Source organism: Actinosynnema sp. NPDC023658 (genome assembly GCF_040639995.1).
Taxonomy (GTDB): Bacteria; Actinomycetota; Actinomycetes; order Mycobacteriales; family Pseudonocardiaceae; genus Actinosynnema.
Genome location: NZ_JBFAAX010000184.1, coordinates 1 through 2,939 on the forward strand (window position 1 = coordinate 1; position 2,939 = coordinate 2,939).

The 2,939-nt window shown below is 69.5% G+C and carries 3 protein-coding genes; all 3 read right to left on the reverse strand.

Translation table 11 applies throughout. The features are described from left to right. Window positions 1-95: 95 nt before the first annotated feature. Complete coding sequence (locus AB0G02_RS19715) at window positions 96-1,145, reverse strand: site-specific integrase (protein WP_360796256.1); 1,050 nt, start codon at window positions 1,143-1,145, stop codon at window positions 96-98. A 116-nt stretch (window positions 1,146-1,261) separates the two neighbouring features. Continuing rightward, window positions 1,262-1,441 (reverse strand): helix-turn-helix domain-containing protein, encoded by a 180-nt coding sequence (locus AB0G02_RS19720; RefSeq protein ID WP_360796259.1) that lies wholly within the window; start codon window positions 1,439-1,441, stop codon window positions 1,262-1,264. Next, window positions 1,438-2,778 carry a replication initiator gene (locus AB0G02_RS19725; protein ID WP_360796261.1) on the reverse strand — a complete coding sequence of 447 codons (1,341 nt, stop codon included), beginning with the start codon at window positions 2,776-2,778 and terminating at the stop codon, window positions 1,438-1,440. The genes AB0G02_RS19720 and AB0G02_RS19725 overlap by 4 nt, the downstream gene beginning before the upstream one ends. Window positions 2,779-2,939: the final 161 nt, after the last annotated feature.

A 2,939-nucleotide genomic window follows, 5' to 3' on the forward strand; every position in this document is an offset into this window, starting at 1 on the left:
TCTAATCCCGAGGTCGCAGGTTCGAATCCTGCCGGGGGCGCTGGAGTGCAGGTAGAGAGGTGGAGGCCGATCACAGGTCAAGATCGGCCCAGCTCTTACCCAGTGGTTTCCGGTCGTTGCCGGAGACCTTCCAGGGCGTCGGCCGCTGCTCCGCCGACCGCCTTGCGGTTCATGTAGACGTCCTGGGTCATGCTGACCTGGGCATGTCCGAGGTAGTCCGCGATCTCACGTGCGGTCAGTCCCGCCGCGTCCAGCAGCGTCGCCACCAAATGCCGGTACGCGTGCGGGTGGAGGCCCTGCCACTCCGAGCCCGCCAGCACCCGCCGCAGGCTCTTCCTGGTGTTGTCAGGGTCGCGCAGGGTGCCGGTGGACGACGGGAACACCCACGTCCCGGCCGCCTCCGCATGCCGCTTGCGGAGCACGTCCATAGCCGACTGCGGAATCTTCAGCGTCCGCATGCCCGCCGACGACTTGGTGTGTCCCTGGACCACCAGGCCTACGCCTGCGACCCGAATGACCGTGCCTTCCAACGCCACCGTCGAAGCGTCGAAATCGACCCGCGTCCAGTCCAGCGCCAGCAACTCGCCTATCCGAGGACCGACCGCGCTGAACAGGTCCACCAGGTCGACCAGGTCGTTTCGCACAGCGCGCACGTCCGCACGGAGGTAGGCCAGCAGTCGAAGGTGGTCGTCCCAGGTGATCTCGGTGAGCTTCTTCGGTGCCTGGCGCGGCTTGCTGCTGGCACCGAGCGGACCGATCTCGCGCACCGGGTTGTTGGACAGCGCCCCGTACCGGACAGCCAGCCCCGCGATCCCGGTCAGGACCACTTTGGCGTGCTTGGCGCTGCCCAGGCCCGCCTCATCGCGGATGGTCCGCAACACGCGTTCGGCCACGCCCACGGTCAACTCCCGCACCATCAGCGCGGACACCGCCTTGGACAGGTCCCGCTTCCAACTCTCCTGGTAGGTCTGCTTCGTCCTGGTGGCCTTGGTCGACGACCGCAGCTCCCGCAACCACAGTTCTGCGACGTCACCCAACTTGCTCCGCTCGGTGACCTCCTCCCCTGCCACCGCACGAGCCCGATCCCGCAGAGCCGCCTTCAGCTTGTTCCTGGCTTGCGTCTGGGTCTTGTCCGTGCGCTCCACCTGCCGAGTGACACCGTCGTAATCCCGGTAGTTCGTGATCGCTCGGACGCGTCCGTTCGTCGTGGGAACGCACCAGATTTCACCGTAGGTGCCCAACGGCAGTGGCAGCCGAGGCATCAGGCGACCCCGTCCGGCAGGGACTCGACCCAGGCCTTGACCTGGTCGGGGACGAAGCGCACGTACTTGCCGATCCGCTTGCCGGGCGGGCCGTAGTTGCGAGTCCGCCACTGGTAGAGGGTGTTCACCGGGACGCCCAGGAAGTCCGAGACGTCTTTGATCCCCCAGAGCTTGCTCATGCTGCTACCTCCTGTTCGTACCGTTGTCTGCGCTGCTCACGGGTGCGTTCAGCGATGGCCAGGGCCAGTTCGCGTTCGGCGTCGTTGTCGTAGCCGGTGCCGGTGTAGGTCCAGTCGTTGACCAGCAGCACCGAGCCGGGGTCGTGGCCGAGTTGATCGAGCATCTCGGCGGTGCGGAACGCGCGGCGTTCGCCCCGGATGGCCTTGAAGGTGGTCGAGTAGGCGCGGGACTTGCTCAGGAAGTGGCCCCGGAAGGCGAGCATGTGTGCCCAGCGCCGCAGGTTGAGCTTCGAGTACTGCTCCTGGTCACCGAGGTCCCAGGCAGTCTGGATGATCCGGCGGTGGTGGTCGTGCACCCGCAGGTGGTCGATGTCGAGCTGCGAGCGGATCGGGCGGTCGGCGGCTTCGCTCTTGCCGGTGCCCTTGGTGGCGTACTTCGCGACGTACCCGGCCAGGCGGGACTCGCTGATCTCGCCGTCCTGCTCGACCTCGTGTGCGCTGGTGGGGCGGATGCGACGGACGTCGACCTGGGAGCCCCACCGCAGCGTGGCCACGGTGCCGTCAGGCAGCACCTGGTCCAGGCCGACCGCGCGGGCGGCGCCGGTGATGGCTGCTTCCAGCAGCTCCGCCGTGGCCCATGCCGGGGTGGGGTCAGCGGGACCTTCCGGACCGTCCAGGCGCACGACGGCGTGGAAGTGGACCAGGCCGCGCCGCTGGTACTCCGCGACCTTGGCGTACGAGAGCCGGGCGTAGTCCTTGAACTCCCGGACCGGCAGCCCGGCGGCCTTCATCAGCTCCCGCTTGAGGGTGGTGACGAACCGGTGCCACAACTCCCCGGCGTTGGCCTGCCAGAGCACCGAGCCGACGTAGTCGTAGGCGGCCGGGTCGAGCGGGGTACCGATGGCCGGGTCGTCGGGGTGGTGCCAGGAGCCGCACGCGCACGGCAGGACCTTCCCGCGGCTGGTGGTGCGCCGGTTGTGCACCGGCCCGAACGAGGGGGCGGTGAGCGTGGCGAACACGCGCGGCTTCTCCGTGACCGAGGTCGGGACACCCTTGGAACCGCCGGCCAGGCCCGCGTGCATGAGGTGGAAGGCGTCGGCGGCGTAGCGGTCGGAGCAGGAGGGGCACACGGACTCGCGGCGGTTGCCGCAGGGGATGAACACGTCCCCGCCGTGCCAGTCCAGCAGCGCCCCGGTGGCCTGGTCCTGGACCTGCCAGCCGCCCGTCATGCGGATGGGTTGGGCGCAGCCGCCGATGCCGGTGACCTTGTCCCGCCAGTCCCGGTAGTCGGCCCGGCGCACGCGGTCGACGATGCGGTCTTCCAGGGTGGACACCACGTGGTACCTCCTTTCGCGCAGACGAAGGAGCGGGGGGCCGGCCCGGGGGGGGGGGGGCCCCCCCCCTGGTAGGCAACCCCCCCCCCCCCCCCAAAGTTGGGGGAAACCAGGTGAGGGGCCCCCCCCCCGGCCCCCCCCGACCACCCCCCCCCCGGGGGTGC